The following is a 23,350-nucleotide window of genomic DNA, read 5'->3' as shown; positions in this document are numbered from 1 at the left end:
GGGGCCTGTCAGTCGACCTTGGCGCCGGAGGCCTTGACGATGGGCTGGTATTTGGCGCGCTCGGCGGCCATGAACTTGTCGAATTCGGCGGGCGTGGAGCCCACGGGTTCGGCCATCAGGGCGTTGAAGCGAGTCTTGGTTTCCGGCGCTTGCAGGGCATCATTGAAGGCCTTGCTCAGCTTGTCCAGCACGGGCTTTGGGGTGCTGGCCGGGGCCACCAGTCCCCACCAGGTGTCGATGGCAAAACCGGGGTAGCTCTTGGACAGCGCGGGCACGCCGGGCAGCAGCGGCGAGGCATTGAGCGAAGTCACCGCCAAAGCCACCAGCTTGCCGCTCTTGATGTTGGGCGCGGCCGCAGCCAGGTTGTCGATATTGAAGTCCACCTCGCCAGACAGCAAGGCCAACTGGGCGGGGTTGGCGCCACGGTAGGGTACGTGCAGTGCAAAGATGCCGGCCTTTTGCTTGAGCATCTCGCCTGCCAGATGGCCTGCGGAGCCATTGCCGCCGCTGCCGTAGTTGAGCTTGCCGGGATGGCTCTTGGCGTAGGCGATCAGATCGGCCACGCTATGGATCTTGAGCTGCTCGGCCTTGGCGGCATTCATCACCAGCACATTGGGCACGCGCACCATCTGGGTGATGCCGGCAAAGTCCTTGCCTGCGTCATAGGGCATCTTGGTGTAGAGCCAGGGGTTGACGGCATGGGTGGCCGTGGCGGCCAGGCCGATGGTCAGGCCGTCGGGCTGGGCCTTGGCAATGGCGTCGGCGCCGATATTGCCACCGGCACCCGCCTTGTTGTCGATGATGACGACGCCCAGGGAATCGCGCACCCGCTCTGCCAGTGCGCGCGAGGTGATGTCCAGCGGACCACCGGGCGCATAGGGCACGATCAGACGGATGGGTTCTTGGGCCTGAGAGAGGGGAGAGGCCAAGGCAGCAACGGCCGCCATGACCGAGAGAAGGCTGTTTCTACGGTTCATAGAGCGCTATTGTGCAAAAAATTGCAGCGGCTCTGAAACTGGCGGTTACTTGTGCAAGAAAACTGCGCGTAAACCCTGATGCATCATGGAATGCATCGGGGTTTGCGCAAAACAGCGTTCTTACTTGTCCGCTTCGGAGGTGAAGGCGTCGGCGTAGAACTCTTCGGCGGGCAGCGCGCGTTCGCTGGTATAAGCGGCGCGGGCCGAATCCACGACGATGGGGGCACCGCAGGCATAGACCTGGTAGCCGGACAGATCGGCAAAGTCGTCCAGCACGGCCTGGTGGACAAAGCCGGTGCGGCCCGTCCAGGCATCTTCGGGCAGGGCGTCGGAGATCACGGGGACATACTTGAATTGGGGCATGGCGGCCGTGTGCTCGGCAATCCAGCTGGCGTCATACAGGTCGGCGGGACGGCGGCCACCCCAGTACAGCGTGACGGGGCGGTTGATGCCCTTGTGGCGCATATGCTCGATCAGTGCCTTGATGGGGGCAAAGCCCGTGCCCGAGGCGAGCAAGATGATGGGCTTGTCCGAGTCCTCGCGCAGGAAGAAGCTGCCGAACGGGCCCTCCACACGCAGGATTTCTTTTTCCTTCATGCCGCCGAAGACATGATCGGTGAACTTGCCGCCTTCCATGTGACGGATATGCAGCTCGATGCCGGGCGCCGTCTCCTGCACATGGGGCGCGGTGGCCATGGAGTAGGCCCGGCGGGCACCGTCGCGCAGGATGAACTCCACATACTGGCCGGCGTGGTAGCGGAACTTCTCGCTGGCCGGCAGCTGCAGGCGCACCTGCATCACGTCATGCGATTTCTTCTCGAGAGCGGCCACGCGCACGGGCATCTTCTTGATGGGAAAGGAGCTGGCGTCCGTGACCTGGCGCGACTCCAGCACCACATCGCTGTGGGGCGTGGCGCAGCAGGTCAGCACATAGCCGCCTGCTTCCTCTTCGGTTGTCAGAGCCTTGTCCGAGTGCGTGCCGTGGCTGACTTCGCCGCTGAGCTTTTTGCACTTGCAGGAGCCGCAAGCACCGTCCTTGCAGCCATACGGCAGGCCGACGCCGGTGCGAATGGCTGCGGCCAGAATGGTTTCAGCGCCCTGAGTGGCAAAAGCACGTCCGCTGGGCTGGACGGAAATTTCAAACGAAGCGTGGGCAATCTCGGTCATGACGTTTTGGTTATCCTTGAAGGCGTATCCGGCAGCCTTTTGTCCACGTTGCAGCAGTTGCCGCAACGGCGCTGGCTCCTTAGAACTTGTACGCAGCAGGTCCCGATTTTGCCTTCAAACCAAAGCCCATTGGGCGCGCTGCCAGCGCGCTTTCGTCGTGAACGTTTATTGATCGTCGGCTACGGCGATGTGGGTCAGCGCGTGGCCCGATTGCTGGTCGCTTCAGGCCGTGGCAGGCACGGCATTCAGGTGCTGGCCCTGAGCCGCAGCTCAGCTCGGTTCGAGCAACTGCATGCCCAGGCCGTGAAGCCCTTGTGGGGGGATCTGGATGAGCCTGCCAGCCTGCGCAGGCTGGCAGGTATTGCGACGCGGGTGCTGCATCTGGCACCGCCTGCGACACCGGCTGCCGGGGATGTCAACAGTTGGCTGGACACCCGCAGCACGGCGCTGATGCGGGCACTGCGCCTGCGCAGTCTGGCGCGCAGCCTGGTCTATGCATCGACCTCGGGCGTTTATGGCGACTGCGAGGGGCAGTGGGTGAGCGAGACCCGCTCCGTTGCGCCGACGACCGCCAGAGCTCAGCGCCGTGTGAATGCCGAGCTCGCCGTGCGCTTTGCCGGTCGCTTGGGCCTGCGGGCCAGCATCTTGCGCATTCCCGGCATCTACGCACCGGATCGTGAGGGCGGTACGCCCCGCGCCCGGCTGCAGCGAGGCACCGCCGTGCTGCAGGCTGACGACGACGTCTATACCAACCATATTCATGCCGACGATCTGGCACGTGCCTGCCTGCTTGCGCTGTGGCGCGGCAAGCCGCAGCGCATCTATCACGCCAGCGACGACACGCAGCTGAAGATGGGGGATTACTTCGATCTGGCGGCCGATCTCTACGGCCTGGCCCGGCCGCCGCGCATTTCGCGCGAGCAGGCGCAGACAGAACTGCCGGCGAGTCTGCTGAGTTTCATGAGCGAGTCGCGGCGGCTGTCGAATCAGCGGCTCAAGCGTGAGTTGCGACTCAGGCTGCGCTATCCCACGGTGACCGAGGGCCTGCAAAGCTAGGCAGAGCCAAGAGCACGACCCTCAAGCATTGGCTCGGCCAAGCAAGGGGTGACCAAGCAAGCGCCGCCGCGCGGCGAAGCTGTCGTCCCCTGGGGGAAGGCGCAAAGCGCTTCAGGGGGATTACGGTATCGGATGAACGCCGCCGCGGTTGTCATAGCAGCGGAAGACATTGCAGTTGACGATCTTGGCGGGCGGCTGCGATGGCGTGGGACGTGCCGGCGGGTAGCGGTTGGGAGGATAGCCATAGCCCCACTGCGGGCGGTTGATGGCATTGGGATGCAGGGCCCGGCTTTGCTGCAACTGTTGGTAGGCGGCAGCACCCAGGCAGCTCATCTCCATCTGGGCCTGGGCTGCCTGGCTGCGCTCGCCCCAGGTGGCTGGGTCGGGGCTGGCTTCGGCCAGGATGGCGTTGTAGCGCTCGCGGGCCTGGCGGCAGGCGGGCGTGTTTTCCAGATTGACTCCGGCCCGGGCCTGGGCTCTCTCGGCGGCCTCGCGTTCCTTGCGCTCCTGCTCTTCACGCTGGCGGCGCTGGGCATCGTCGCGCTCCATCTGAGCCTTGCTGCGCTCCCGCGCCTGGCTGGCATTGGCACGCTCGGCCGCAATTTCCTCGGCGCTCTTTGCCGCCTGAATCTGCGTGCTCATTTCGCCCGAAATGCAGCGGCCATTGGTATAGGTCACCTCGCCGGTCTTGGCATCGACACAGCGCATGATCTGAGCCTGGGCCGTGCCTGCGATCAGCACCCAGCCCAGCAGCAAACTCAGCGGCAGCTTGCGCATGGTGACGGCGGGAGATAGGGGCTCTGGCATGACCGCTCCTTCAAAGGCGTTTGAGTGCCTGCAAATTATGAAGTGGCGGCAGGAAAAGTAGAAGCGGTGCCGCGCCGCAGCGTCCGGTCAGCGCCAGTCACCGCGAGGAGGAAAGCCCTGTTGCTGGCCTTCGCGCTGGCGCTGCTGCTGGCGCTGATCATGCTCACGTTCGCGGTCTTGCTGTTGGCGGTCTGGTGGTTGGCGGTCGCGGGACTGTTGCTGGCGATCACGTTCAGCCTGCATGCGCTCACGCTCGCGTTGCTGCGACTGCTGCTGCTCGCGCTCCTGCTGGCGGCGCATCTGGTCCTGATCACGACGATTCTGGGATTGCTGGCGATCCCATTCGCGGCGTTGCTGATCCTGCATGCGCTGCTGCTCGCGCTGTTGCTGATCGCGGTCGCGCTCCATCTGGCGTTGCCATTGTTCGCGATCGCGCATGTTCTGGGCGCGCTCACGTTCCAGTTCGCGCTGGCGCTCCCACTGACGGCGCTCACGCTCGCGCCAGGCCCAGTCATTGCGGTCCTGACCCTGATAGACCGGGTAGGCGGGATAAGCGGGCTGCGGGCTGTAAATGGTGGTGGAGCCATAGCTGCCACCGTAACCACCGCCATAGCCGGAGTCGAACTCGCCGGGAACCGCGCAGGCAGTGCACAGCACCGCCAACCCCCCCATGCTGGCCCAGCGTATGGAGGTGGACATCAAGGCCTGCAAGATTGGTTTCATGGCTTGTCTGGTGAAGTGTGGGTGGGCGCAATGCCTTGTGCTCTTAACGTTTGGCGGCAGCTCCGGGTTGACCTCATCGGGCTGTCTGCCCATTCAATGAGAGCTACTTGCGATTGGCTGCTGAGCGATCAAGGCAGTTTTTATTGAATTTTCAGGTTGACGCCCAGGTTGACGCCATAGTGACCCTTTTGCCTGGAGCGCTGCCAAAGCGTCGCTAGAATGACTTCGTCTTGTGGTGCCTTCAGGTTCACCGCAAAGCAGCGTTCTCAGGGCGGGGTGCAATTCCCCACCGGCGGTATCTGCGGCAATGCCTTGCATTGACTGCAGCAGCCCGCGAGCGCCTGCAGTCTCGCCAGAGCTTGCAGGGTCAGCAGATCTGGTGAGATGCCAGAGCCGACGGTCATAGTCCGGATGAAAGAGATCGCGCAGCATCGGTCCGTGATGCAGCTGTCGCTGCCGCATGGGCAGGTGTTCATGCGCACGCCCTGATTCATTGGATTTTTCTGGAAATACCACCATGAATCAGACCCCTATCTCCATGAACTTCGCCACTCACGCGACTTCCGAAGGCACGCCCTGGAAGGCCGTGGCCGGCCGCAGCCGCATTGCAATCATCAGCGCCAGCTGGCACACCGAAGTGGTCTACCAGGCCCGCGATGCCGCCCAGGCCGAACTCCAGGCGCAGGGCGTGCAAGCCGCCAACATCACGCATTTCAGCGTACCCGGAGCCTTTGAAATCCCGCTGCTGGCCAAGAAGCTGGCGCAAAGCGGCCGTTTCGACGCCGTGATCGCCACGGCGCTGATCGTCAACGGCGGCATCTATCGCCATGAATTCGTGACCACGGCCGTGATCGACGGCCTGATGCGCGTGCAGATGGATACCGAAGTGCCCGTGTTCTCCGCCGTGCTGACACCGCGCGACTTCCACGAGCATGGCGATCATGTGGAGTTCTTCCGCCAGCACTTCGTGAAGAAGGGCGTGGAAGTGGCCCATGCCTGCCTGAGCACGCTGGACCAGCATGCCAAGGTGGATGCATTCTTGCAGGCCAAGGCAGCCTGAGCGGAATGTGTTGATGCAAGAACGCCCCAGTCTGGGGCGTTTTTTTTGGGGCCCTGCTGCCATTTCGCGAGCGAGGGCTCGCGGCGGGTTTTTCCATCACAGCCCGGCGCGCTTGCCGATCCCTGAAAACACTGATTGTTGTGCCGGTGTAGCACTCGCTGCACCTATGTGATTGCCTCATTGCCAATTGCCTGTCGCGAGGCATAAGGTTGCGTCTTGTCTCAACCGAGTGGAGTGCGCAATGAAGAATTTTGGCAAGTTGTGTATCGCGACAGTCGTAGCAGGTATGGCAGGGGGCGTGATGGCCCAGGAGCAGATCATCAAGATCGGCCATATCGGCCCGACCTCCGGCCCTCAGGCTCACTTCGGCAAGGACGATGAAAACGGCGTGCGCATGGCCATCGAGGACCTCAACGCCAAAGGCATGGAAATCGGCGGCAAGAAGGTCAAGTTCGTGCTGGTGGCCGAGGACGATGTGGCCGATCCCAAGCAAGGTACGGCGGCTTCGCAAAAACTGTGCGATGACAAGGTGGCCGGGGCCGTGGCCTTTGTGAACTCCGGTGTGGCGATTCCTTCTTCCAAGGTGTTCCAGGACTGCGGCATTCCCATGATCACGGGTGCGGCGACCAATCCCGATCTGACCAAGCCCGGCTGGAACACCACCTACCGCGTGATTGCCAACGACAACGCCCTGGGCGCGGCCCTTGCCACCTATGCGGCCAAGAATCTCAAGCTCAAGAACGTGGCCGTGATCGACGACCGCACGGCCTATGGTCAGGGTCTGGCCAATGTGTTCAAGAAGGATGCCGAAAAGCAGGGCATCAAGATCGTTGCCAACGAGTTCACCAACGACAAGGCCACGGACTTCATGGCCATTCTGACCTCCATCAAGGCCAAGAAACCCGATGCCATCTTCTACGGCGGCATGTATGGTCAGGCCGGCCCCATGCTGCGCCAGATGGCCCAGCTGGGCATGAACGACGTCAAGATGTTCGGCGGTGACGGCATTTGCGTGACCGAGCTGGCCAAGGTGGCTGCCGGCGCCAAGCCGCTGGAGAACGTGGTCTGCGCCGACGGCGGTGCCTCCATTGCCAAGATGCCTGGCGGCATGGAATGGAAGAAGCGCTATGACGCCAAGTATCCGGGCCAGTTCCAGGTCTACAGCCCCTACTTCTATGACGGCACCATGCTGCTGGCCGACGCCATGAAGCGTGCCAATTCATGGGACCCCAAGGTCTATATCCCCTTCCTGCAGAAGTCCGACTATTCGGGCGTGACCTCCAAGATCCAGTTCGAGAAGAACGGCGAAATGAAGAACCCCAGCTATACGCTGAGCCGCTATGTGGGCGGCAACAAGACGCCTATCGATCTGAAATGATGGCTTGAGTGCGCCGGGCCATGTGGTGTGGCCTGCTTTGCAAAGCCTGCAGATGCCTCGCATTTGCAGGCTTTTTTGCTTTCGGCCTTTGGATGGCCGGCGTGGATGGCCGCTGATTGGGTCGTTGCATGCGAAAGGATTGCGCTAGTTCTGCATGCCCTCTAGCTGCGCGAAATACTCACGCAACACCTCGATGGCCTCGCGTACCTTGGCGGGCAGGCTGTCGCGGCTTGCGGTGACGGCCCAGATATCCAGCATGCCCATGTTCCAGTCAGGCAGCAGGCGTACCAGGCTGCCCGTCTCCAGACTTGCCGCCACGTCATGGGCCGAAAGCAGGGCAAGCCCCAGACCCGCTTCGCAGAACTGCTGCACCGCGCTGCGGTGGTTGCTGACCATGAGCGGGCGCACCTGCAGCCGGTATTCCTGCGCCGTGCCCTGCTGTCGCCACAAAAAATCGGCATGGGCGTCGTCGCTGCGGCTCATCTCCAGCCAGGGCAGCTGTGCCAGCTCGCCAGGGTGTTGGGGTGTGCTGCCGTGGGCCTTGATCCAATGCGGCGAGGCGCAGAGCACGGTGGCGCTGCGCCCCAGGTGGCGGGCCACCCAGCTGGAGTCCTGCAGATTGCCGAAGCGCAGTGCCAGATCCACGCGCGCCTGGATCAGGTCTATGGGAGCGTCATCCATCAGCAGGCGCAGCCGCAGCTCAGGGTGCATGGCCAGCCACTGGCCAAGCGCCGGGGCCGCATGCTGGGTGAAACCTGCCGGGGCTGCCAGGCGCAGCTCGCCGCTGGGCCGCTGATGCTCGGCGGCCAGCTCGGCGCGCGCCCGGCTGGCCGCTTCGCACATGGCGGCGCACTGGATGTAGAAGCGCTGGCCGGCATCGGTCAGCGTCAGTTGGCGCGTGGAGCGGTGCAGCAGCGTCAGGCCGGCATCGTGCTCCAGCTGACGGATATGCTGGCTGACGGCCGAGGGCGTCATGTCGAGCTGGCGGGCGGCCGCGCTCATGCTGCCGCGCTCCACCACGGCGGCAAAAATGGCCATGCGTCTGAAATCTTCCATGAGGCTATTTTGAAGTTCTCCTTCAAGGTCATGGTGGCTGAAAGGGGTTTTTCTCGCGATTGATGCCGATTAATCTTTAGCTCTGTTGAAGATACAAGGAGTTTTCCAATGAAAGTCGCATTGATTGGCGCCACGGGTTTTGTCGGTGCCGGATTGCTGGATGAGTTGCTGCGTCGCGGTCATGAAGTCGTGGCCCTGGTACGCAAACCCGAGGCCGCTGCCGCGCGCGAGCATGTGCAGTTCGTCAAGGCCGATGTGCTCAACGCCGACGAGGTGCAGCGCGCCGTGACGGGCTGCGATGCGGTGGTCAGCGCCTATAACGCAGGCTGGAGCAATCCCAATATCTATGACGATTTCATGCAGGGCTCGCGTGCCATCGTTCAAGGCGTCAAGGCTGCGGGCATCAAGCGTTATCTGGTCGTGGGCGGAGCCGGCAGCCTGTATGTGAATGGCCAGCAACTGGTGGATTCGCCGGACTTTCCTGCGTTCATCAAGCCCGGTGCCTCGGCGGCGCGCGACATGTTTGCCGAGCTGCAAAAGGAAGCCGCTCTGGACTGGACCATGCTGAGCCCGGCCGTGGGCTTTCATGGCGGCTCCGATGCGCAATCCAGGGGCCGAACCGGTCAGTACCGCACGGGCAAGGATGAACCTTTGGTGCAGGCTGACGGTCAGCCTGGCGATATTTCGGTGCAGGACCTGGCCGTTGCGTTGATCGATGCCCTGGACAGGAACGAACACCTCAAGGCCCGTTTCACCGTCGCCTATTGAGATCGGGATCTGCCGCAGCCCGGTCCGACCCCATTGATTGATGGGGCAAGGCCGGGCTGCCTGTCTGCTGCCATGCTGCAAGCGCACAATTTCGGGTTTTGCGGCGCCAGACGCCGGCACGCCTTGATTGCATGACACAAACCTTGACTGCCCCTGTCGAATCGACCCGATCTCCCACCCAGGCCTGGCTCAGCGTGATTGCGCTGGCGCTGGGCGCTTTTGTTTTCAATACCAGCGAGTTTGTGCCCGTCGGCCTGCTTAGCAGCATCGGTGCCAGTTTTGACATGCAAGTCGAGCAGGTGGGGCTGATGCTCACCATCTATGCCTGGGTGGTGGCGCTGGCCTCACTGCCCTTCATGCTGCTCACACGCAAGGTGGAGCGGCGCAAGCTGCTGATGGGCGTATTCGCGGTGTTCGTACTCAGTCATCTGCTCTCGGGTGTGGCCTGGAGCTATGCGTCCCTGGTCATCAGCCGTATCGGCATTGCGCTGTCGCATGCGGTATTCTGGTCCATCACGGCCTCGCTGGCCGTGCGGGTGGCACCTGCGGGCAAGAAGGCCATGGCATTGAGCCTGCTGGCCACGGGCACTTCCGTGGCCATGGTGCTGGGCATTCCGCTGGGTCGCATCGTGGGCGAATGGCTGGGCTGGCGCATGACGTTTCTGGCCATTGGCGCGGTGGCTGCGGTGGTGATGCTGGTGCTGGGCAAGCTGCTGCCTCGGCTGCCCAGCGAGAACGCAGGCTCCTTGTCCAGTGTGCCCATGCTGTTCAGGCGCCCGGCCCTGGTCGGCATCTATGTGCTGCTGGTGCTGGTGATTACCGGCCAGTTCACCGCCTATAGCTATATCGAGCCCTTTGTGCAGGACACCGCCGGCCACGCTGGCGATGTGACCACGGCCGTGCTGCTGCTGTATGGCGGCATGGGCATTGTGGGTAGCGTGCTGTTTGGCTGGTTCGGCATGCGCTTTCCACGCGGTTTCCTGCTGGCATCCATCGGCGTGCTGGCGCTGAGCCTGTTGCTGCTGGTCATGAGCAGCACGCATGTCTGGAGCCTGTATCTGCAAAGCTCGGTCTGGGGCATTGCCATGATCTGCTTTGCGCTGTCCATGCAGTCCAAGGTGCTGAATCTGGCGCCCGATGCCACCGATGTGGCCATGTCCATGTTCTCGGGCATTTTCAATATCGGCATTGGCGGCGGCGCACTGCTGGGCAGCATCGTCAGTCAGCAATGGGGCATGACGCACATCGGTGTGGTGGGCGGCCTGCTGATCGCCATGGGCGGCGCGCTCTGGTTGTTCATGATGCTGAAGCTGGCCGACAGCTTTCGTTTGAGGTCCTAGTTTTGTATACAAAACTGGCCTGACTCTTGCATGGGTGGTTTGTCTCCAATTTTTAAGAGAGGAAATCATCCATGAAAGCGTTTGCCGCAACCTTTACCACTATTGCCTTGGCAGCCGCCAGTCTGTCGGCTCAGGCCCAAAGCTCGGTGCAGCTCACCGGTACCGTCGATACCTATGTGGGCTCCATGAAAATGGCAGGTCAGGAGCGCGTGGCCTCGGTCGGCTCTGGCGGCCTGACCACTTCGTGGTGGGGCGTGAAGGGCGTGGAAGATCTGGGCGGCGGTCTCAAGGCCGACTTCAATATCACCAGCTTTTTCCGTGCCGATACAGGCACCCCTGGCCGTTTCGATGCCGATCCCTTTTTCTCGCGTGATGCCAATGTGGGTCTGGCCGGCAGCTTGGGTCGTGTGAGCCTGGGTCGTGGTCTGGCACCGAACTTCCTGCCCACGGTGCTGACCAATCCGTTCGGCGACTCCTTCACGGTCTCCCCGCTGGTGCTGCATGCCAATATGACGACAGCGGCATGGGGCAATGACAGCCTGACCACGGCCTCCAACACGGGTTGGAGCAATCAGGTTCTGTACACCACGCCCAGCTTTGGCGGTCTCAAGGCCAATGTGCATTACCAGTTCGGCGAGCAGACCAGCAGCGGCAACAAGGGCAAGAAAAATGTGGGCCTGAACCTGATGTACTTCGGCGGCCCGCTGAGCCTGACCGCGTTCTACGAGCGCGCGCAGATCAACAACCCGGTCTCTCTGGCGGTGATGCCGACCAAGAGCAACTGGATGGTGGGCGGCAGCTATGACTTCAGCGTGGCCAAGCTCTATGCCACCTACGGCCAGGCCAAGATCAACGCCCAGGATCGCGAGAACACCACCTACTCGCTGGGTCTGGATGTACCCGTCAGCGGCACGGCAGGCACCATCAAGGCTGCGGCTGCACGCACCAAGTCGGAAGTGGGCAACGTCAGCGGCACACGCACCACCGTCAGCCTGGGCTACGACCACTTCCTGTCCAAGCGCACCGATGTCTACGCCGTGGCCATGTATGACCGCGTGAGCATGGACATTCCCAACAAATCCGGCACCAGCGCGGTGGTGGGTATTCGCCATCGTTTCTAAGCTGCACCAGTTTCATGCACCAGCACCTTGCTTGTGCATGAGCGGTACAAAGCAAAAAGTCCTCGCAGGCATTCACACCTGCGAGGACTTTTTTGGGGATGACGACGCTTAGTCTTCCATCTTCAGGTTCTGCTTTTGCACCACGTTCTTGTAGACGGCCAGCTCTTCGGCCATCTGCTTGGCAAAGGCTTCAGGGGTGTCGGCCATGATGATGGAGCCGCTTTCTTCAATGCGCTTTTTCACCGCAGGATCTTGCACCGCCTTGCGCACGGCGGCGTTGATCTTGTCCACCACTTCCTTTGGCAGGTTCTTGGGGCCAACGATGCCGTAGTACGCCATGCGGTTGACCTGGGGCAGACCCATTTCCTTGAAGGTGGGCACATCAGGCAGTGCAGCCAGACGCTGGGGAGCGGCGACGACGAGAGCCGTCAGGCGCTTTTCCTTGACGAAGGGCAGGGTGGAGGGCAGGTTGTCAAAAATCAGCGGCACCTGGCCGGCAACCGCGTCGTTCAGCGCAGGGCCCGATCCACGGTAAGGCACGTGGGCTACGTCGGTCTTGGTTTCCAGCTTGAACATTTCCATCATCAGATGGGTGATGGAGCCTTGACCGGGCGATGCGTAAGAGTACTTGCCGGGGTTGCTCTTGACCTCGGCCAGGAAGCTCTTGTAATCCTTGCCCGCAAATTTGGGGTTGGCGGCAATGATGTTGGGCGTGGCGGCGATGTTCACGATGGGCGTGAAATCGGTGGCGACGTTGTAGGTGATCTTGGGGTTGATGGCCGGGTTGGTGGCCGTGGTGGACACGGTGGCAATGCCCAGGTTGTAGCCATCGGGCTTGGCGCGTGCCGTTTCAGCTGCGCCAATGGTGCCGCCGCCGCCGCCCTTGTTTTCCACCACCACCGACTGGCCCAGCTCACGGCTCAGAGGCTCGGCGATGACGCGGGCAATCAGGTCCGTCGTGCCGCCAGCCGCAAAAGGCACTAGCAGGCGGATTGGCTTGTTGGGGTAGGCACCTTGAGCCTGTGCTGCGCCGCAGAGCGCGAGGGTGGCCAAAACGGTGGCTGTGAACTTGAACATATCTGTCTCCTTGGAAGTGTGATGTGCAGTGCGCTTCTTGTGAAAGATGGCTGCAGTTTTTTGGGGCTTTTGCCCTCTGTTTTTTGTGGGGTGGAACGCTCAGATCGGCAGGCTTTCAAACCATGGCTCAAACCACGTTTTGTGCATGCAGATCAGCGATGGTTTGCTCATCCAGCCCGAACTCACGCAGCACCTCATCGGTGTGCTGACCCAGGGCGGGCGGTGCGAGGCGGTAGGTAACCGGTGTGGCCGAAAGGCGCATGGGATTGGCAACCGTGGCAATGTGGCCAATGCCGTCGCCTGCATTGCGCGGCAAGCTTTGCTGAATACCGCGCGCCTTGACCTGGGGGTCTTCAAATGCCTGGGCAATGGTGTTGATGGGGCCACAGGGCACGGCCTTGTCTTCCAGCAGCGCAATCCAGTCTGTAGTGCTGCGTGTCAGCATCACGGGCTTCATCAACGCCAGCAGCGCGCTGCGGTTTTGCACGCGGGCGGTGTTGGTGGCAAAGCGCTCGTCCTGTGCCCATTCGGCATATCCGATGGCGGCGCAGAAGCGGGCGAACTGCCCGTCGTTGCCAATGGCCAAGAGCACATTGCCGTCCAGCGTTGGAAAGTCCTGGTAGGGCGCGAGGCTGGGGTGGGTGTTGCCGGCGCGGCCCGGTGCCTGGCCGGTGGCCAGAAAACCGGCAGCCTGATTGGCCAGCACGGCCATGCCCACATCCAGCAGCGCCATGTCGATGTACTGGCCCTGGCCTGTGGTGTGGCGCGCATTGAGGGCTGCGAGAATTGCGTTGCTGGCATACAGCCCCGTGAACACGTCGATCACCGCCACGCCCACCTTCAGCGGGCCGCCGCCGGGCTCGCCATCGGCATGGCCGGTGATGCTCATCAGGCCGGTCATGGCCTGCACCATCAGGTCATAGCCGGCGCGCTCTGCATAGGGGCCGTCCTGGCCAAAGCCGGTGATGGAGCAGTACACCAGGCGCGGGTTCAGAGCCTTCAGGCTGGCATAGTCCAGACCGTATTGCGCGAGTCCCCCGGTCTTGAAGTTCTCCACCACCACATCGGCCTCTTGCGCCATGCGCTGCAGCAGGGCGCGGCCTTCGGGGTGGGCCATGTCCACGGTGATGGAGCGCTTGTTGCGGTTGCAGGCCGTGAAGTAACTGGCCTCGCGCGTGTCGTTGCCCGCATCGTCCTTGAGGAACGGAGGGCCCCAGTGGCGCGTATCGTCGCCAGCAACCGGGCGCTCAACCTTGACCACATCGGCGCCCAGATCGGCCAGCATCTGCGTGGCCCAGGGTCCTGCCAGCACGCGAGACAGATCCAGCACCTTGATGCCTGCCAGTGCGCCGGTGGGAGTGCGTGTCGATGCGTTCATGTCGGAGGAGTCCAGAAACCGGGTGGAGAAACTATGAAAACAGTAGCTGCTTGCGCTTTATTGGTATGGATTTTGATATAAAAACTATTCAAAACACATACTAATCAAGCGGTAGTTGCTAGCAAATATATAGCGAAAAGGAGGCTCGAATCTCTGCCGTTAACCCACGGTAAGGGCAACAAGCAAGCGCCGCCTCGCGGCGAAGCTGCCGCCCCCTTCCGTGGCGCAAAGCGCGTACAGAGAGGGGGCGTCCCCGCCCGGGGGAAGCGGCGGGACCGTCCAGCCGGGGCCGTCTAGGCCAGCCGCTCAGGGGGTGCGATCAGTTCGCAAACGCAGCAATGCCGGTCTGGGCACGACCCAGAATCAGCGCGTGCACGTCATGGGTGCCTTCGTAGGTGTTGACCACTTCCAGGTTCACCAGATGGCGGGCCACACCGAACTCGTCGCTGATGCCGTTGCCGCCCAGCATGTCGCGGGCCATGCGGGCAATGTCCAGGGACTTGCCGCAGTTGTTGCGCTTGACCAGCGAGGTGATCTCGATCACGTTCTGGTGCTCGTCCTTCATGCGGCCCACGCGCAGCGCGGCTTGCAGGCCCAGCGTGATTTCGGTCTGCATATCGGCCAGCTTCTTCTGGATCAGCTGGTTGGCGGCCAGAGGGCGGCCGAACTGCTTGCGGTCCAGCGTGTACTGGCGGGCGGTGTGCCAGCAGTCTTCTGCCGCACCCAGCGCGCCCCAGGCAATGCCGAAGCGGGCGCTGTTCAGGCAGGTGAACGGGCCCTTGAGGCCGCGCACCTCGGGGAAGGCGTTCTCTTCGGGGCAGAACACATCGTCCATCACGATTTCACCGGTGATGGAGGCGCGCAGGCCCACCTTGCCGTGGATGGCCGGGGCGGACAGGCCCTTCATGCCCTTTTCCAGCACAAAGCCGCGGATCTGGCCCACGGTGCCGTCTTCGGTCACTTCCTTGGCCCAGACCACGAACACGTCGGCCACAGGGCTGTTGGTGATCCACATCTTGTTGCCCTTGAGGCGATAGCCGCCGTCCACCTTGTAGGCGCGCGTGGCCATGGAGCCGGGGTCGGAGCCGTGGTCGGGCTCGGTCAGGCCGAAGCAGCCGATGAACTCGCCCGAAGCCAGCTTGGGCAGGTATTTCATCTTCTGCGCTTCGGTGCCGAACTCGTTGATGGGCACCATCACCAGGGACGATTGCACGGAGGCCATGGAACGATAGCCCGAATCCACACGCTCGATCTCGCGCGCCACCAGGCCGTAGCTCACGTAGTTCAGGCCCGCGCCGCCGTACTGCGTGGGGATGGTGGGGCCCAGCAGGCCCAACTCGCCCATCTCACGGAAGATGCTGATGTCCACGGACTCGTTGCGGAACATGGCTTGCACGCGAGGCTTGAGCTTGTCCTGGCAGTACTCGCGCGCTGCGTCGCGGATCATGCGCTCGTCTTCGGTCAGTTGCTGGTCGAGCTGGAAGCAGTCGTCCCACTGGTAGCCATTGGCCATGTTCATCTCCTGAATGCAAGGTGTCGGGTTGCAGGCGCATTTCCGCCTGAGTGCTTGCACACATATTAGGTTTGCAGAACAGGGGCTGGCAAACGATGAATAATCATCTATGGATGAGAAAAATGCATGTATAAATTAATTATCAAGGGTTTTCCCTTTTGTTTGTTTCCTATGTATGCGAGCAAGGAATAAGAGAGATGCGCAGAGTTCTGCCCTCCACTCAGGCTCTGGCCTGCTTTGAATCGGCCGCCCGCCATATCAGCTACACCAAGGCTGCACAGGAGTTGTCGCTGACGCAAAGTGCCGTCTCGCGCCAGATCATTGCGCTGGAGGAGTTTGTGGGCGTGGCCCTGTTCAAGCGCACGCGCCACGGCGTGCTGCTCACCGATGCGGGCCTGCATTACGCCAAGCAGGTTGGACGCTGGCTGCAGGGGCTGGAGCGTGACACGCTGGATCTGATGAGCCATCAGGGCGAGGGAGGGCCCATCAATCTGGCGGCCGTCCCCACCTTTGCCACACGCTGGTTGCTGCCGCGCCTGCCGCAACTGGCCCAGCAGCACCCCGACATCACCGTGCACATCGATGTGCAGACCCGGCCGTTTCTGTTTGCCGACACCGTGTTTGACGCGGCCCTTTATGCGGGCACGCCCGAGCAGGTGACCCGCTGGCCCGGTGTGCAGGCGCAGTGGCTGATGGACGAGGAGGTGGTGCCCGTGTGCAGCCCGCAACTGCTGGCCACGGCCCAGCAGCGCGACCTGGGCCGCGCCTGGCTGCCGGTGGGCCCGGAGGTGATTGCGCGCCTGCCGCTGCTGCAGCAAAGCACGCGCCCCCAGGGTTGGCGCCAGTGGTTCGATGCGATGCATGTCGATGCGCCGCGGGCGCTCGACGGCATGCGGCTGGAGCTGTTTTCCATGCTGGCCGTGGCCGCCAGCCAGGGGCTGGGCGTGGCCCTGGTGCCGCCCATGCTGATCGAGCAGGAGCTGGCGCGCGGCGACCTCATCGTCGCCTGTCCCCAGCCGCTGCGCGGCAACCGTGCCTACTATCTGGTCACGCCTGCGCTGGCGGCCGATGCACAACCGTCGCCGGCGCTGCGGGTGTTCAGCCAGTGGTTGCAGGGCCGCGCACAGGAAATTCGTGGTGGAAAAACAGAGTGAGTGAACTGGCTGCGTTATGCCTTTTTCAAGGCGAAGCTGGAAGCGCTGATGAGCAGCAGTACATCGGCAGCGATGCGCTGCATCCAGTGGCTGTTGCTCTTGAGGGTCGGCTCGGTAAAGGCTTTGCTGAAGGTGGGGCGCACAATCTGTGCGTAGTTGAGGCTGCCCAAAATAATGGTCAGCAAAGCAACGGCAGCGATGTCTTGGCGCAGCAATCCGGCGGCCTGACCTTCCTCAATCAAGGCCACACTCTGAAGCAAAAAGATCTCTAGCGGCCGGGTATGAGCCTGTTCAATGCGCTCGGAGTTATCCAGCAGCTCGCGAGTAATGAGTTTGAAGCCCGCAGGGCGGGCCTGCATCCATTCGATCTGCAGCGAGATGAAGGCCTGCAGGCGCTGCTGCAGCAGATCCTCGGACTGCACGCCTTGCTCCATGCGCTGCATCAACTCGTGTGCCTGAGCCTCAAGCACGGTGCGATACAGCACCTCCTTGCTGGGAAAGTGGTGTAGCAGGCCGGGGTTGCCAATCTGGCAGTCCCGCGCAATGGCCGATAGTGATGCGCCCTGAAATCCGTGGTCTGCGAAATGCTGTTCGGCACGATCCAGAATCAGTTCTTTACGAGAGAGCGGTTGGCTGGGCATCCAGTGATTATAGAAATGGGAGGGCACAGGCCGGTGGGCGGCGCGTGTGCTGTGGCTCGTTGAGTTGATGGCCGCTCTGGTCCCGTCTCGTCTCCTGAAATGCGGTGTGGGTCTTGGCAGGTGGTCGTGGCTCAACCTAACGCAGCAGCCAATGCAGAGACAAATGCAGAGGTAGGAGGGTCAGCTGGCGGCGGTCTTCACAGCCTTATGGGACTGCGGGCTGGGCTGGAGCGAGTCCAGCTGCTGTTGGAGCTGCGTGTGAAAGCGGGGCGCGCTGTACTCGAAAGAGCCAAATGTGAGACGGTCATTGGCGCCCGAGGCCAGGCCGGCCTGTATGGACTCTGCGAGAGCGTAGTCCTCGGCCAGAGTCCGGCGGTACAGGTCCACGTTGGCGTTCCAGTACGCAGCGGCCTTGTCCGTAGCGGGCTTGGACGGAATCAGCGTGATCTCATGAATCCGTGTGCGAGAGGCGCTGAGCGGCTCCAGGTAGCTGAGCTGCCCGTGGTCGGGCTGGACCAGGATCATCGTGTTGGGAAAGAAGTAATAAGTCAGGTTGCCATACTTGCGCGGGTCGAAGCCGTCTGCCTCGGGTTGCTCTTTTTGAAAGCGGGACTTGATGAGGTACAAGCGTCGGTGCAGGTCAAATTCGTCCACCAGTTGCAGGTTGTTCATGAACATGTGGGCAATGGTCTGGCGGTGCGCAACCTTGAAGTGATAGGCTTCAAAGATGCCATCTGTCAGCAGCTTCCAGTTGGCGTTGACTTCGAGCGAGCGCTGCGCATAGGACACGGGGGCGTGGAGCCCGTCCAGCGACTCCAGGTTCTCCATGAGCGGGCCCAGGTGTGTGTCGATATCTCTGAGGGGGGATGCGGGGTCCAGCACCACCCAGATGACACCGCCTCGCTCCACGGCAGCCAGCCTTTTGAGACCGGACTTCTCTTTCTTCAGGCGGGGGAAGCCGAAGGCGTCGGGAACACCTCGCAAGTCGCCATCGGGCTGGTAAGTCCATGCGTGGTAGGGGCAGGTGAAGGCTCGTGCTTCGGTGCCGCTGCCCTCGGCCACAACGCGTGCGCCGCGGTGTCGACAGACATTCAAGAAAGCGTGGACGGCTCCGTCGGATTGCCTGACCAACAACAGCGGAACATCAAATGGAGTCAGCGACAGCCAGGCGCCGGGCGTGGGAATGGATGAGCTACCGGCCACGGGCTGGGGAAACTGGCGCAACAGGCGCAGCTCCTGCGTGGTCTGCTCGTCGCTGGTGTATTGGGAGACTGCGACCTGCCCGTCCTGTGTGTCGGCGTCGGCCAGTCCGGTCTGCAAGGCATGTGTGGCGCGGCGGTGAAGCTCGTTTGCAAAACTGGTATTCATTCCCCTGGCTCCTTCTAATACCTGTGATGTTTGGGTGATTCCTGGATGCAAGTCTATAAACTGACTGATCAGTCAGTCAATGGGGCTAATGAGGCCTTTGGAGCCTATTGCCTCCTCAGTCGCGTCGATTGGGTTAGCGCTTGCATGAATCAGCGGACAAGTTCGGGGCGAATGGCGCGCATCAGCTGCAATACAGCTTTGACCTCAAAGCCGTAGCGGTATGAATGGCCAATGGCTAATTTCAGGTAAAAACAGCTTCTAGACCAGCCAGTAAAGCGCTGGCTGCTATGAATTTTTGCAGTGGAGAGTCGAATCATGTCATTCAGCCAAAGTCTGTGGAATGCCAACCAGGCGCTGTTTCAAAGCACCTTGGAGCTGCCCTTCAACCAGGAACTGGCGGCCGGCACGCTGAGCCGGGAGCGCTTTTGCCACTACATGATTCAGGATGCGCACTACCTCGTCGCCTATGGCCGCGCGCTGGCCGTGACGGCGGCCAAATCCGATAACGCCGAAGGCGTGGTGCAGTTTGCCAATGCCGCCAATGAGGCCGTGGTGGTGGAGCGCGCCTTGCATGGCGGCTTCATGCGTGACTTCGGCGTGACGCCCGAGCAGTTTGCAGCCACGCCGCTGACGCCGGCCTGCCATCACTACACCAGCTATCTGCTGGCCACGGCCTGGAGCGCCACTTACCCGGTGGCCGTGGCCGCGCTGCTGCCCTGCTTCTGGATCTATGCCGAGGTGGGGCGCGACATCCATGCGCGCTCGGCCAAAGACAATCCTTATCAGGCCTGGGTGGACACCTATGCCAGCGAGGAGTTTCATGCGGCGGTGCGCGGCGTCTGCGCCACTGTGGATCGCCTGGCCGAGGAGGCCACCGAGACCACGCGCACGGCCATGCATGCCGCCTACAAGGATGCGGCCCGGCTGGAATGGCAGTTCTGGGACAGTGCCTATCGCCTGGCCGATTGGCAAGGGCCGCTGCGCTGAGAGCTGGGTGGCACCGATGGGGTGTTGATTAAAAAATAATCAGCTCCCCGATTGTCCTGCGCCGACAAGGACTTAGCTCGCTTATTCAAGGCGTTGCCGGGGTTTGTCCACAAGCTTGTAGCGATTTACTGGGGAGAACTGCTCTGCAGCCCAATTCAGACCTGCCTGAGCTGCTATGAAATGCAGATTTCGCAGGTTTTGAGCGACCCAGAGCGTGATTTGCTTAAAATTTAATCATGCTTTCAAAAATCGTTTGAGAACAACGGCTTGACTGGCTTATCCCGCTGAGTGCTTGACTTTGTCCACAAGCTTGTCGTGGTTGAATGGGGATATCCCGAGACGATGTGCGGCGTAACCAGCGAAGGGGCGGGAATTGGAAAAGCCGACATACCGGGCCATAGTTCTTGCCTCCATGGCTATTCCTGCGGCGGCCCGTGCCTGGATTCCTATTTCACGCTGCTCCCGGCGAGTCTGAAGTCGGTTTACATGGCAGCGTGGCGCACTTCTGGCCGGAAGCCGGCGCAGCGACTGTCGATACGGCTGGCCGTCGGGCCGCTGCGGCTGGGCCAGTTTGAGCCATGGGTTCAATGCTTGCCTGCTTCGACCAGGTGATCAATCAGCGCCCTCACCTTGAGCGGCAGGTGGCGCGAGGGCATATACAGTGCATAAGCGGTGCGCGGCGCGTAATTGCTCGTCAGTTGCCAGTCGGGCAGAACCTGTACCAGCGCGCCACTGTGCAATACCGCCTGGGCGGCAAAGTCTGCCACCAGGCCTATGCCCTGGTGCTGCAGCGCCAGATGGATGATTCCGGTGCTGCTGTCCATGGACAAGGGAGAGTGAACGGCGACTTCGGTCACGGCAGGCGCCGGGCTGCGATCTTGGCCGTGCACCCATTGCAGCCGGTTCTGGAAGTCGCCATAGCCCAACGTGATGCATGCCACGCCATGCTCGCGGCCCAGCTCCTGCGGGTGCTTGGGGGGCTTGATCAGGCCCTTGAGGTAGGCCGGCGAGGCCACGGCGATGTAGCGCACTTGGCGCAGCTCGCGCGCCACCATATGCGGCGGCAGCTGTTCGGGCCGGGTCAGGCGAATGGCCAGATCCAGGCCTTGCTGAGCCAGGTCCTGCATCTGGTCACTGAGGCTGACGGCGACCTCGAGCTCGGGCCATTGGCGGCGCAGGGCGGGCAACTGTGCGCTGAGCCAGATTTCCCCAAAGATGGTCGGTGCCGTCAGACGCACCGTGCCGCGCGGCACGCCGCTGTAATGGCCGGCAATGGCGTGGATATCGCTGGCGGTCTGAGCCAGCTGGGTGCAGGCGGCATAGATCTCGGCACCCAGCTCGGTCAGGGACAGGGAGCGGGTCGTGCGATGCAGCAGCTGCACGCCCCAATGGGTTTCCAGTCGGCCCACGCTGCGGCTGACGGCCGAGGTGGTCAGATCCAGTTGCCGCGCGGCGGCGGCAAAGCTGCGCAGCTCCACCACCTTGGCGAAAACCAGCATTTCGGGAAGCAGGCCGGACTCTGTGCTCATGGCTCAGTTTGATTGTTGATCTATAGGTAATAGTAAGTGGAATAAAGCCATATTGATGCATGAATGTGATTGATGGACGATGCCATCATGACTTCTCAGACCTCTTCTTCTTCTTTGCAAGCGTTGGCTGCCACGCCGGTTGTGGCCGCCACGTCGCCGCCCAATGCAGCCACTGGCGGTAACTGGCGCATGGTGCTGGCCATGGCGCTTTCCGGAACCATCGGCCTGCTGGTGTTGGAGAGCGGCCTGCCCGTGCTGTGGGTGGTGTGGTTGCGTTGTCTGCTCGGCGGCCTCGGGCTGGCAGCCTGGGTGCTTTGGTCGGGCCAGTGGTCCAGGCCGAGCTGGCGCGAGAGCGGCTGGCTGCTGCTGGGGGCGGTGGCGCTCATCGTCAATTGGCTGTGCCTGTTTCGTGCCTATGAATACAGCGGCATTGCCATCGCCACGGTGGTCTATCACGTGCAGCCCTTCTTGCTGTTGCTGCTGGCCGCTCTGTTGCAGGGCGAGCCTCTGCCGCTCAGCCGGCTGCCCTGGCTGGTACTGGCGCTGATCGGCGTGGGCTTGAGCAGCGGCCTGGTCGGGATGGCTGACCAGCAGGCGTGGCAAGGGCAATCCTTGGGCATTGTGCTGGCGCTGCTGGCAGCCGGTCTTTATGCCATGGCCACCCTGGCCACCCAGCGGCTCAGGCGGCTTGCGCCGGCACAGATCGCGATGCTGCAGATGCTGGTGGGGGCGCTGAGCTTGCTGCCCTGGGTGTGGGAGCTGCGCGCCCAGGCACTCTTCAGTCCCAAGGTCTGGGGGGCGGTGCTGGTGCTGGGTCTGGTGCATACGGCCTGGATGTACACGCTGATGTACACGGCATTTCAAAGACTGAAGGCACAGGCGATCGCCGGTCTGTCCTTTATTTACCCCGTCATGGCTTTGCTGGTGGATTTGCTCTGGTTTGGTGCCAAGCCGCAGCCGGTGCAGTGGCTGGGGATGACTCTGGTTCTGGGGGCGCTTGCAGCCTACAGGCGTAGCGAGCGTAAAAGTTAGTCAAAAATAGCTGCCAGCGTCTATGAATCAAATGCTGGCAGCTATTGTTTTAGATCCAGGGAGTGAGTGCCAGCACTAGTGGCATCAGTACAGCCGTGGCCACGCCGTTCAAGCCCATGGCCAGGGCGGAGAACGCTGCGGCTGTGGGGTTGAGCTGAATGGCGCGCGCTGTGCCAATCGCATGGGCCGTGAGTCCGATGGCAAAGCCCTGCACCGCCGGATCCTTGAGACGCAGTACGCGACACAGCAGCGGTGCCATCATCGTGCCGCTGATGCCGGTGATGGCCACGGCCACTGCAGCCAGCGAGGGCGTTCCGCCAAAACGCTCTGCCATGGGCAGGGCGATGGGAATGGTGGCCGACTTGGGGGCCACGGCGATCAGCGTGGCGTGCGAGCCGCCGAAAGCCCAGGCAATGCCCAGGGCTGAAAACAGTGCGACCAGACAGCCCACCAGCAGCGCCACGCTGATGGGCAACCACAGCTGGCTGATGCGTTCGCGCTGGGCGTACAGCGGGATGGCCAGTGCCACGGTGGCCGGCCCTATCATCAGGCCCAGCAGGGATACGCCGCTGCGGTAGGTCGCATAAGGCGTGCCTGTGATCATCAAAATGGCGACGATGACCACCACGCCCGTAAACACCGGTATCAGCAGGGGGCGGTTACCGCTTTTTTTGTAGACGGCCATGGCCGCCATATAGACCAGCATGGTCAGCACCAGCCAGGGCAGGGGCGAGCCTTCGGCCAGGCTCAGCCAGGTGGTGTGCAGACGCTCAAGCAGTGAGGGGCTCATACGTTGTGCTCCTGTTTGGCGGCGGACTCCTCATCCGGCTGGCGAGTGCGCTGGCGCTGCAGGCACAAGCGGAAGGTGAGGGCGGTAGCGGTGAATGTGATGGCCGCGCCGGCAATGCAGGCCAGCACAAACGGCAGCCATTCGCGGCGCAGATGGTCGAATTCCAGCATCACGCCCGCAATGACGGGAATGAAAAGCAGCATCATGTTTTGCAACAGCACCTGAGCCGTGTCTTCCAGTGACTTGGGTAGACGTTTGTAAAACAGCAGGCCCAGCAGCAAAAGCAGGGTGCCGATCAGCGAGCCGGGCAGAGGCAAGCCCGTAAAGCGGGCCAGGAACTCACCCAGTAGCTGAAAGGCGAAAAGTACAGCAAGCGCATACAGCATAAAGGTGGTCAGCTCCTGAATAATGAGTTGGCAGCCTGTTGC

23 protein-coding genes and 1 riboswitch are annotated in these 23,350 nt (G+C 62.1%); of the genes, 9 read left to right on the top strand and 14 right to left on the bottom strand.

The genetic code is table 11. The annotated features are described in order from the left end of the window. Nucleotides 1-8: 8 nt before the first annotated feature. Nucleotides 9-977, bottom strand: a complete 969-nt coding sequence (locus AC1RTQ_RS18035) for a Bug family tripartite tricarboxylate transporter substrate binding protein (RefSeq protein ID WP_302089618.1) — start codon at nt 975-977, stop codon at nt 9-11. Between the two features lie 120 nt (nt 978-1,097). Next, complete coding sequence (locus AC1RTQ_RS18030) at nt 1,098-2,144, bottom strand: CDP-6-deoxy-delta-3,4-glucoseen reductase (RefSeq protein ID WP_492877725.1); 1,047 nt, start codon at nt 2,142-2,144, stop codon at nt 1,098-1,100. Between the two features lie 108 nt (nt 2,145-2,252). On the opposite strand from AC1RTQ_RS18030, the gene AC1RTQ_RS18025 reads away from it, so the two are divergent. Next, entirely contained in the window at nt 2,253-3,200 is a 948-nt protein-coding gene (locus AC1RTQ_RS18025) for an SDR family oxidoreductase (protein WP_492877723.1), read from the top strand. Nucleotides 3,201-3,320: 120 nt separating this feature from the next. Here AC1RTQ_RS18025 and AC1RTQ_RS18020 read toward each other — a convergent pair whose 3' ends face one another. Then, nucleotides 3,321-4,007, bottom strand: a complete 687-nt coding sequence (locus AC1RTQ_RS18020; RefSeq protein WP_492877722.1) for a DUF4124 domain-containing protein — start codon at nt 4,005-4,007, stop codon at nt 3,321-3,323. An 87-nt stretch (nt 4,008-4,094) separates the two neighbouring features. Then, complete coding sequence (locus AC1RTQ_RS18015; protein ID WP_492877720.1) at nt 4,095-4,730, bottom strand: hypothetical protein; 636 nt, start codon at nt 4,728-4,730, stop codon at nt 4,095-4,097. A 258-nt stretch (nt 4,731-4,988) separates the two neighbouring features. Beyond that, nucleotides 4,989-5,157, top strand: a riboswitch (FMN riboswitch). A gap of 90 nt (nt 5,158-5,247) precedes the next feature. Between AC1RTQ_RS18015 and AC1RTQ_RS18010 the strand changes: the two genes are divergently transcribed. Both AC1RTQ_RS18010 and AC1RTQ_RS18005 read left to right on the top strand, forming a co-directional pair. Then, on the top strand, nt 5,248-5,790 hold the full coding sequence (locus AC1RTQ_RS18010; RefSeq protein WP_492877718.1) for a 6,7-dimethyl-8-ribityllumazine synthase: 543 nt from the start codon (nt 5,248-5,250) through the stop codon (nt 5,788-5,790). Nucleotides 5,791-6,031: 241 nt separating this feature from the next. Continuing rightward, the gene (locus AC1RTQ_RS18005; RefSeq protein WP_302089624.1) at nt 6,032-7,168 is read left to right on the top strand and encodes a branched-chain amino acid ABC transporter substrate-binding protein; all 1,137 of its coding nucleotides are present in this window, start codon (nt 6,032-6,034) and stop codon (nt 7,166-7,168) included. A gap of 144 nt (nt 7,169-7,312) precedes the next feature. Here the strand turns inward: AC1RTQ_RS18005 and AC1RTQ_RS18000 are convergent, their stop codons facing one another. After that, entirely contained in the window at nt 7,313-8,224 is a 912-nt protein-coding gene (locus tag AC1RTQ_RS18000; protein ID WP_409815905.1) for a LysR family transcriptional regulator, read from the bottom strand. Nucleotides 8,225-8,332: 108 nt separating this feature from the next. Here AC1RTQ_RS18000 and AC1RTQ_RS17995 point away from each other — a divergent pair, with 108 nt between their 5' ends. The 3 genes from AC1RTQ_RS17995 to AC1RTQ_RS17985 all read left to right on the top strand — a co-directional run bounded on the left by AC1RTQ_RS17995 (nt 8,333) and on the right by AC1RTQ_RS17985 (nt 11,453). Continuing rightward, a complete protein-coding gene (locus tag AC1RTQ_RS17995; RefSeq protein ID WP_492877715.1) occupies nt 8,333-8,992 on the top strand; it encodes an NAD(P)-dependent oxidoreductase in 660 nt (219 codons plus the stop codon). 131 nt (nt 8,993-9,123) lie between these two features. Next, nucleotides 9,124-10,332, top strand: a complete 1,209-nt coding sequence (locus AC1RTQ_RS17990; RefSeq protein ID WP_492877714.1) for a sugar transporter — start codon at nt 9,124-9,126, stop codon at nt 10,330-10,332. Nucleotides 10,333-10,403: 71 nt separating this feature from the next. Next, nucleotides 10,404-11,453: a porin gene (locus AC1RTQ_RS17985; RefSeq protein ID WP_492877712.1), complete on the top strand. Its 1,050-nt coding sequence runs from the start codon at nt 10,404-10,406 to the stop codon at nt 11,451-11,453. Nucleotides 11,454-11,561: 108 nt separating this feature from the next. On the opposite strand, the gene AC1RTQ_RS17980 is transcribed toward AC1RTQ_RS17985, so the two are convergent. The 3 genes from AC1RTQ_RS17980 to AC1RTQ_RS17970 all read right to left on the bottom strand — a co-directional run bounded on the left by AC1RTQ_RS17980 (nt 11,562) and on the right by AC1RTQ_RS17970 (nt 15,421). After that, nucleotides 11,562-12,530 (bottom strand): tripartite tricarboxylate transporter substrate binding protein BugE, encoded by a 969-nt coding sequence (locus tag AC1RTQ_RS17980; protein ID WP_409815898.1) that lies wholly within the window; start codon nt 12,528-12,530, stop codon nt 11,562-11,564. 127 nt (nt 12,531-12,657) lie between these two features. Then, nucleotides 12,658-13,908 carry a CaiB/BaiF CoA transferase family protein gene (locus AC1RTQ_RS17975; RefSeq protein WP_492877710.1) on the bottom strand — a complete coding sequence of 417 codons (1,251 nt, stop codon included), beginning with the start codon at nt 13,906-13,908 and terminating at the stop codon, nt 12,658-12,660. A 319-nt stretch (nt 13,909-14,227) separates the two neighbouring features. Continuing rightward, nucleotides 14,228-15,421 carry an acyl-CoA dehydrogenase gene (locus AC1RTQ_RS17970; protein ID WP_302089631.1) on the bottom strand — a complete coding sequence of 398 codons (1,194 nt, stop codon included), beginning with the start codon at nt 15,419-15,421 and terminating at the stop codon, nt 14,228-14,230. A 197-nt stretch (nt 15,422-15,618) separates the two neighbouring features. Here AC1RTQ_RS17970 and AC1RTQ_RS17965 point away from each other — a divergent pair, with 197 nt between their 5' ends. Then, entirely contained in the window at nt 15,619-16,575 is a 957-nt protein-coding gene (locus AC1RTQ_RS17965) for a LysR family transcriptional regulator (protein WP_304350457.1), read from the top strand. A gap of 14 nt (nt 16,576-16,589) precedes the next feature. Here the strand turns inward: AC1RTQ_RS17965 and AC1RTQ_RS17960 are convergent, their stop codons facing one another. The 3 genes from AC1RTQ_RS17960 to AC1RTQ_RS17950 all read right to left on the bottom strand — a co-directional run bounded on the left by AC1RTQ_RS17960 (nt 16,590) and on the right by AC1RTQ_RS17950 (nt 18,901). Further along, the gene (locus AC1RTQ_RS17960; RefSeq protein ID WP_304350458.1) at nt 16,590-17,216 is read right to left on the bottom strand and encodes a TetR/AcrR family transcriptional regulator; all 627 of its coding nucleotides are present in this window, start codon (nt 17,214-17,216) and stop codon (nt 16,590-16,592) included. Nucleotides 17,217-17,396: 180 nt separating this feature from the next. Beyond that, the gene (locus AC1RTQ_RS17955; protein WP_492877707.1) at nt 17,397-18,584 is read right to left on the bottom strand and encodes an aromatic ring-hydroxylating oxygenase subunit alpha; all 1,188 of its coding nucleotides are present in this window, start codon (nt 18,582-18,584) and stop codon (nt 17,397-17,399) included. A 149-nt stretch (nt 18,585-18,733) separates the two neighbouring features. Next, a complete protein-coding gene (locus AC1RTQ_RS17950; RefSeq protein ID WP_492877705.1) occupies nt 18,734-18,901 on the bottom strand; it encodes a hypothetical protein in 168 nt (55 codons plus the stop codon). Here AC1RTQ_RS17950 and tenA point away from each other — a divergent pair. Then, nucleotides 18,900-19,571 (top strand): thiaminase II, encoded by a 672-nt coding sequence (gene tenA / locus AC1RTQ_RS17945; RefSeq protein ID WP_302089635.1) that lies wholly within the window; start codon nt 18,900-18,902, stop codon nt 19,569-19,571. The two genes, AC1RTQ_RS17950 and tenA, sit on opposite strands and share 2 nt — an antisense overlap. 584 nt (nt 19,572-20,155) lie before the next feature. Here the strand turns inward: tenA and AC1RTQ_RS17940 are convergent. Next, entirely contained in the window at nt 20,156-21,100 is a 945-nt protein-coding gene (locus AC1RTQ_RS17940; protein WP_492877703.1) for a LysR family transcriptional regulator, read from the bottom strand. A gap of 87 nt (nt 21,101-21,187) precedes the next feature. Between AC1RTQ_RS17940 and AC1RTQ_RS17935 the strand changes: the two genes are divergently transcribed. Next, nucleotides 21,188-22,132, top strand: coding sequence for a DMT family transporter (locus tag AC1RTQ_RS17935; protein ID WP_492877701.1), 945 nt, complete (start codon nt 21,188-21,190; stop codon nt 22,130-22,132). A 49-nt stretch (nt 22,133-22,181) separates the two neighbouring features. Here AC1RTQ_RS17935 and AC1RTQ_RS17930 read toward each other — a convergent pair whose 3' ends face one another. Both AC1RTQ_RS17930 and AC1RTQ_RS17925 read right to left on the bottom strand, forming a co-directional pair. Then, on the bottom strand, nt 22,182-22,922 hold the full coding sequence (locus AC1RTQ_RS17930; RefSeq protein WP_492877699.1) for an LrgB family protein: 741 nt from the start codon (nt 22,920-22,922) through the stop codon (nt 22,182-22,184). Further along, entirely contained in the window at nt 22,919-23,308 is a 390-nt protein-coding gene (locus tag AC1RTQ_RS17925) for a CidA/LrgA family protein (protein ID WP_492877919.1), read from the bottom strand. Before AC1RTQ_RS17925 ends, AC1RTQ_RS17930 begins: the two co-directional genes overlap by 4 nt. Nucleotides 23,309-23,350 lie beyond the last annotated feature (42 nt).

The sequence above is a fragment of the Comamonas sp. GW821-FHT11H03 genome, assembly GCF_058807955.1.
The sequence above is the reverse complement of the archived record's forward strand: the minus strand, read 5'-3'. Positions and strand labels throughout refer to the sequence as shown.

Excerpts from the sequence above, each read along its gene's own strand:
- AC1RTQ_RS17970 (WP_302089631.1), bottom strand. The coding sequence starts at position 15,421 with ATGGCCAATGGCTACCAGTGGGACGACTGCTTCCAGCTCGACCAGCAA.
- AC1RTQ_RS17995 (WP_492877715.1), top strand. The coding sequence starts at position 8,333 with ATGAAAGTCGCATTGATTGGCGCCACGGGTTTTGTCGGTGCCGGATTG.
- AC1RTQ_RS17960 (WP_304350458.1), bottom strand. The coding sequence starts at position 17,216 with ATGCCCAGCCAACCGCTCTCTCGTAAAGAACTGATTCTGGATCGTGCC.
- AC1RTQ_RS18030 (WP_492877725.1), bottom strand. The coding sequence starts at position 2,144 with ATGACCGAGATTGCCCACGCTTCGTTTGAAATTTCCGTCCAGCCCAGC.
- tenA (WP_302089635.1), top strand. The coding sequence starts at position 18,900 with ATGTCATTCAGCCAAAGTCTGTGGAATGCCAACCAGGCGCTGTTTCAA.
- AC1RTQ_RS17985 (WP_492877712.1), top strand. The coding sequence starts at position 10,404 with ATGAAAGCGTTTGCCGCAACCTTTACCACTATTGCCTTGGCAGCCGCC.
- AC1RTQ_RS18005 (WP_302089624.1), top strand. The coding sequence starts at position 6,032 with ATGAAGAATTTTGGCAAGTTGTGTATCGCGACAGTCGTAGCAGGTATG.
- AC1RTQ_RS17925 (WP_492877919.1), bottom strand. The coding sequence starts at position 23,308 with ATGCTGTATGCGCTTGCTGTACTTTTCGCCTTTCAGCTACTGGGTGAG.
- AC1RTQ_RS17990 (WP_492877714.1), top strand. The coding sequence starts at position 9,124 with ATGACACAAACCTTGACTGCCCCTGTCGAATCGACCCGATCTCCCACC.
- AC1RTQ_RS17935 (WP_492877701.1), top strand. The coding sequence starts at position 21,188 with ATGACTTCTCAGACCTCTTCTTCTTCTTTGCAAGCGTTGGCTGCCACG.
- AC1RTQ_RS17950 (WP_492877705.1), bottom strand. The coding sequence starts at position 18,901 with ATGATTCGACTCTCCACTGCAAAAATTCATAGCAGCCAGCGCTTTACT.
- AC1RTQ_RS17940 (WP_492877703.1), bottom strand. The coding sequence starts at position 21,100 with ATGAGCACAGAGTCCGGCCTGCTTCCCGAAATGCTGGTTTTCGCCAAG.
- AC1RTQ_RS17980 (WP_409815898.1), bottom strand. The coding sequence starts at position 12,530 with ATGTTCAAGTTCACAGCCACCGTTTTGGCCACCCTCGCGCTCTGCGGC.
- AC1RTQ_RS18020 (WP_492877722.1), bottom strand. The coding sequence starts at position 4,007 with ATGCCAGAGCCCCTATCTCCCGCCGTCACCATGCGCAAGCTGCCGCTG.
- AC1RTQ_RS17955 (WP_492877707.1), bottom strand. The coding sequence starts at position 18,584 with ATGAATACCAGTTTTGCAAACGAGCTTCACCGCCGCGCCACACATGCC.
- AC1RTQ_RS18035 (WP_302089618.1), bottom strand. The coding sequence starts at position 977 with ATGAACCGTAGAAACAGCCTTCTCTCGGTCATGGCGGCCGTTGCTGCC.
- AC1RTQ_RS18010 (WP_492877718.1), top strand. The coding sequence starts at position 5,248 with ATGAATCAGACCCCTATCTCCATGAACTTCGCCACTCACGCGACTTCC.
- AC1RTQ_RS18000 (WP_409815905.1), bottom strand. The coding sequence starts at position 8,224 with ATGGAAGATTTCAGACGCATGGCCATTTTTGCCGCCGTGGTGGAGCGC.
- AC1RTQ_RS17965 (WP_304350457.1), top strand. The coding sequence starts at position 15,619 with ATGCGCAGAGTTCTGCCCTCCACTCAGGCTCTGGCCTGCTTTGAATCG.
- AC1RTQ_RS18015 (WP_492877720.1), bottom strand. The coding sequence starts at position 4,730 with ATGAAACCAATCTTGCAGGCCTTGATGTCCACCTCCATACGCTGGGCC.
- AC1RTQ_RS17975 (WP_492877710.1), bottom strand. The coding sequence starts at position 13,908 with ATGAACGCATCGACACGCACTCCCACCGGCGCACTGGCAGGCATCAAG.
- AC1RTQ_RS17930 (WP_492877699.1), bottom strand. The coding sequence starts at position 22,922 with ATGAGCCCCTCACTGCTTGAGCGTCTGCACACCACCTGGCTGAGCCTG.